4 protein-coding genes and 1 pseudogene are annotated in these 3,990 nt (G+C 68.1%); 1 reads left to right on the top strand and 4 read right to left on the bottom strand.

Going from position 1 to position 3,990, the window contains the following annotated elements; all coding sequences use genetic code 11:
• Positions 1-2 precede the first annotated feature (2 nt).
• Genes ABNT58_RS06420 through ABNT58_RS06405 form a run of 4 tightly spaced genes read right to left on the bottom strand, consistent with a single transcriptional unit; the run spans position 3 to position 3,364 of the window.
• Positions 3-623, bottom strand: a complete 621-nt coding sequence (locus ABNT58_RS06420) for a TRAP transporter small permease (RefSeq protein WP_348752674.1) — start codon at positions 621-623, stop codon at positions 3-5.
• Positions 624-650: 27 nt separating this feature from the next.
• Positions 651-1,622 (bottom strand): TRAP transporter substrate-binding protein, encoded by a 972-nt coding sequence (locus ABNT58_RS06415; protein WP_348752673.1) that lies wholly within the window; start codon positions 1,620-1,622, stop codon positions 651-653.
• A 45-nt stretch (positions 1,623-1,667) separates the two neighbouring features.
• Positions 1,668-2,540, bottom strand: coding sequence for an SMP-30/gluconolactonase/LRE family protein (locus ABNT58_RS06410; RefSeq protein WP_348752672.1), 873 nt, complete (start codon positions 2,538-2,540; stop codon positions 1,668-1,670).
• Positions 2,537-3,364, bottom strand: coding sequence for an NAD(P)-dependent oxidoreductase (locus ABNT58_RS06405; protein WP_348752671.1), 828 nt, complete (start codon positions 3,362-3,364; stop codon positions 2,537-2,539). Before ABNT58_RS06405 ends, ABNT58_RS06410 begins: the two co-directional genes overlap by 4 nt.
• 336 nt (positions 3,365-3,700) lie before the next feature.
• Between ABNT58_RS06405 and ABNT58_RS06400 the strand changes: the two are divergent.
• Positions 3,701-3,990: pseudogene (locus tag ABNT58_RS06400) on the top strand (pectate lyase); the annotation flags it as partial.

The following is a 3,990-nucleotide window of genomic DNA, read 5'->3' as shown; positions in this document are numbered from 1 at the left end:
TTTCAGTACCAGGCCGACTGCACGTCTTCGCCGGCGATGAGGGCCAGCATGTGCTCGATCGAGAAGAGAACGATGAGGGCGCCGGCCACCACCAGCGCCAGGTAGTCCAGGCCCACCGGCACGCCCATCATGGGCTTGATGTCGGTCCACTTGAGCACCGTCCAGGTCCAGCCGCTCCAGCACATGATGGCGCCGAACAGGGCCACCAGCGCATGGATCAGGATCTCGATCTTCAGGCGCACGCCATCGGGCAGCAGCGAGACCAGCGACTCCAGGCCGATGTGGCCCGCATCGCGCACGCCCACCGCCACGCCCAGCGCGGTGACGTACAGCACCAGCTGCAGCGCCAGGCCTTCGGCCCAGGTGGGCGTGTCGTTGAACACATAGCGGCCCACCACCTGGTACTGCACGCACAGGATGATGGCGATCAGCATGATCACCGCCCCGATCAGGCTGGCCTTGGACAGCCAGGCGCACAGGCGGTTGAAGGCGTGGTCGGCCTGCGGGCGCGGCGCGCCTTCAGGGTCGGTGGCCGGGGCCACCGGGGCGGCCACGGCGGTGGTGGAGGCGCCGTGCATGGTCGAGGAGACCGTGCCGGCGCCCGTGGGCAGGGCGGTGTTCATGCTGCTGTCGCGATGGGGCGGGTTGGCTTACTTGTTGTCCTGCACGGCCTTGACCAGGCGCTTCAGGTCGGGCGTGGTGATGAACTTGGCGTACACCGGGGCCATCACGGCCTGGAAGGAGGCCTTGTCCACACCGTCGACGATGGTGGCGCCGCCGGCCTTGACGGTGGCCAGCGACTTGGCTTCCTGCTCGTCCCACTTCTGGCGCTGGAAGCTCACCGACTCCTTGGCGGCGGCACGGAACATGTCCTGCTCGGCCTTGGGCAGCTTGTCGAACACCACCTTCGACATCACCAGCATCTCCGGCGCCATCGAGTGCTCGGTGCGCGAATAGAACTTCACCGCCTCGTAGTGCTTGAACCCTTCGTACGACGGGATGTTGTTCTCGGCGGCGTCGATCAGGCCGGTCTTGAGGCCCGTGTACACCTCGCCGATGGGAATCGGCGTGGCGTTGGCGCCCATCGCGTTGATCAGCGACACCCACAGGTCGGACTGCTGCACGCGGATCTTCAGGCCCTTGGCATCGGCCACGGTCTTGATGGGCTTCTTGCTGTAGATGCTGCGCGCGCCGCTGTCGTAGAAGGCCAGGCCGACCATGCCTTCGGCTTCGCAGCCCTTGAGGATCTCTTCACCGATGGGGCCGTCCAGCGTCTTGCGCATGTGTTCGATCGAGTCGAACAGGAAGGGCATGGTGGGCACCAGCGTCTTCGGGCAGATGGAGTTCAGCGCGCTGATGTTCACGCGGTTGAGTTCCAGCGCGCCGATCTTGACCTGGTCGATGGTTTCCTTCTCGGTGCCCAGCGCGCTCTTGTTGAAGACCTTGATCTTGTACTTGCCGTTGCTCTGCTTGTTGAGCACGTCGCTCATGTGGCGCACCGCGGCCACGGTGGGGTAGTCGTCGCTGTTGTGCACGTCGGCCGAGCGGAATTCGACGGCCTGCACGGCAGGGGCGGTGAAGGCGGCGGCGATGAGCGCGGCCAGCAGCAGGGGTTTACGCACGGTGAGTCTCCTGGGGTGATGCAAGGGTGGGGTCGGCGGGCTTCTTCAGGCCCTGCACGGGGTGTCAGGCAGCCCGCGCGCGCCGGGGCTGCCGATGAACAAGGCGCCGGCCAGCGCGGCCTGCTCGGGCGGCGGTGAAGCGGGGCGTATCGAGGTGACGAAGAGGCTGTCCAGCGCCGCGCCGCCGAAGGCGCACATCGCGGGCTTGGCCACCGGCACGGCGATGGAGCGGTCCAGCCGGCCATCGGGCGTGAAGCGGTGCACCAGGCCGGCGTCGTTGGCGCAGATCCAGTAGCCGCCTTCGGCGTCCACCGCGGCACCGTCGGGGCGGCCGGGGTGGTCGTTGAAATCGACGAACAGCCGGCGGTTGCGCGGCGTGCCTTGGTCGTCGAGGTCGAAGGCCCAGACCTTCTGCACGCTGGGGTGCGAATCGCTGAGGTACATGGTGCGGCCGTCGGGGCTGAAGCCCAGGCCGTTGGGCGTGATGAAGCCGTCCAGCACCTTCACCATGCCGCGCTCGTCCCAACGGTACAGCGCGCCGGCATCGCTGGCCAGGCCCATGTCGCGCACCATGGTGCCGGCCCAGAAGCGGCCCTGGCGGTCGGTGCGGCCATCGTTGAAGCGCATGTTGTCGCGGGCGTGTGCCACCACGGCGATGCGGGCGCTGTCCAGCTGGCCGTCGTCCTGCGGCTGCAGGCGCCACAGGCCGGTTTCCATCGCGGCCAGCAGGCCGCCCTGCGCATGCAGTGCGATGCAGCCGGTGCGCTCGGGCGTGGCCCAGCTTTGCGTGCGGTCGGTGGCGGGGTGGTAGCGGCGCAGCCAGCGGCCTTCGATGTCCACCCACCACAGGGCCTGTTCTTCGGGCGACCAGACCGGGCTTTCGCCCACCTCGTCGCGCAGCTCGGACACCGGCTTCATTCGAACGGCCCCGTGCGCACGAAGGGGCCACCCTGGTAGACGTTGGCCGGGTCGTTCATGTCCAGTACCGGCTCGGCGGCTTCCACCTTGGCGCGGAAGGGCTCGGAGCTGTCTTGCGGGCGGTAGCCGATGTGGGCGCCGTAGGTGTTGTCGTAGAAGCGCGTGTGGTTGTCGCTGATGCCGAAGATGATGCTGTGGCCCACCACCGGTGCGGTGAGCGCGGCCACCACCAGGCGCTCCAGGTCGTCGTAGCTCATCCAGGTGGCCAGCATGCGGCGGTTGCGCGGCTCGGGAAAGCTGGAGCCGATGCGCAGGCACACGGTCTGGATGCCGTAGCGGTCCCAGTAAAAGCGCGACAGGCTTTCGCCGAAGGCCTTGCTCAGGCCGTAGAGGCCGTCGGGCCGCATCGGGTCGCGGGCGTCGATCACTTCGTCTTGCCGGTAAAAGCCGGTGACGTGGTTGCTGCTGGCAAACAGCACGCGCTTGACGCCTTGCTTGCGTGCCGCTTCGTACAGGTTGTAGAGCCCCACGATGTTGGCCTGCAGGATGGGCTCCCACGGCTGCTCGGTCGACACGCCGCCCAGGTGCACCACCGCGTCCACGCCTTCGAGCAGCTGCAGCACCGCGGGCGCGTCTTCAAGGCGGGCGGGCACCACTTCCTCGCGCGGGCCGGCGCTGCCCAGGTCGGCGATGTCCGAGAGGCGCAGCGTGTCGCAGTAGTGGGGCAGGCGCTGGCGCAGTTCGCGCCCCAAGCCGCCGGCGGCGCCGGTGAGCAGCAGGCGCTTGAAGCGCAGGGGCGTGGTGGCCACCGGGGCAGAGGTCATGAGCGGTTGTCAGTTGTCATACAACAGCGGCAATGGTCGATGACCGGCTACGTACTGTCCACAGGGTTTACCCGGCGGCGCGGAACCTCCCGCCCCGTAAGACGTCGCGCACGCCCCGGGTGAAGCCGGGGCGCAGCGCCAAGCGGGTGTTTTCCCTCGGGCGCTGAGGGGCTTGGGCCGGTGTGTGACCAGCTGTACGGATAGATGAACGCGCGCGCACGCAGGTGCGCGCGGTGGCGCGATGGCACGCCCGAGCTGCTCTTTTGCAGCGGATTTTTGCCGGTGGGTGATGGGGCGTCGACTTGTACGATGACTTACGACAACAAGGAGACGACCATGCTCAAGCGACGCAGCTTTGTCCTGTCCAGCCTGGCGCCGGTGGCCCTGGCCGCCTGTGGCGGCAGCGATGACGACACCACGCCCGCCAACCCCGAGCCAGGTACCGGCGGCGGCACCGATGCCGTGGCCCAGGCCCGCGACGCGATGAAGCGCGCCGCGGTGTACATGGACCAGACCGTGTCGTACCGCGGCGGCTATGTGTGGCAGTACCTGCCCGACCTCAGCATCACCTGGGGCGAGATGGAGGCCAAGCGCAGCATGTGCTGGATCCAGCCGCCCGGCACGCC

Source organism: uncultured Aquincola sp., assembly GCF_964001545.1.
GTDB lineage: Bacteria > Pseudomonadota > Gammaproteobacteria > Burkholderiales > Burkholderiaceae_C > Aquincola.
Note: the sequence above shows the minus strand (reverse complement) of the source record. Positions and strands in the feature narration are given on the sequence as shown.

What these genes read in the sequence shown, in the direction of transcription:
- ABNT58_RS06420 (WP_348752674.1), bottom strand. Translation starts at nt 623, where the DNA reads ATGAACACCGCCCTGCCCACGGGCGCCGGCACGGTCTCCTCGACCATG.
- ABNT58_RS06410 (WP_348752672.1), bottom strand. Translation starts at nt 2,540, where the DNA reads ATGAAGCCGGTGTCCGAGCTGCGCGACGAGGTGGGCGAAAGCCCGGTC.
- ABNT58_RS06405 (WP_348752671.1), bottom strand. Translation starts at nt 3,364, where the DNA reads ATGACCTCTGCCCCGGTGGCCACCACGCCCCTGCGCTTCAAGCGCCTG.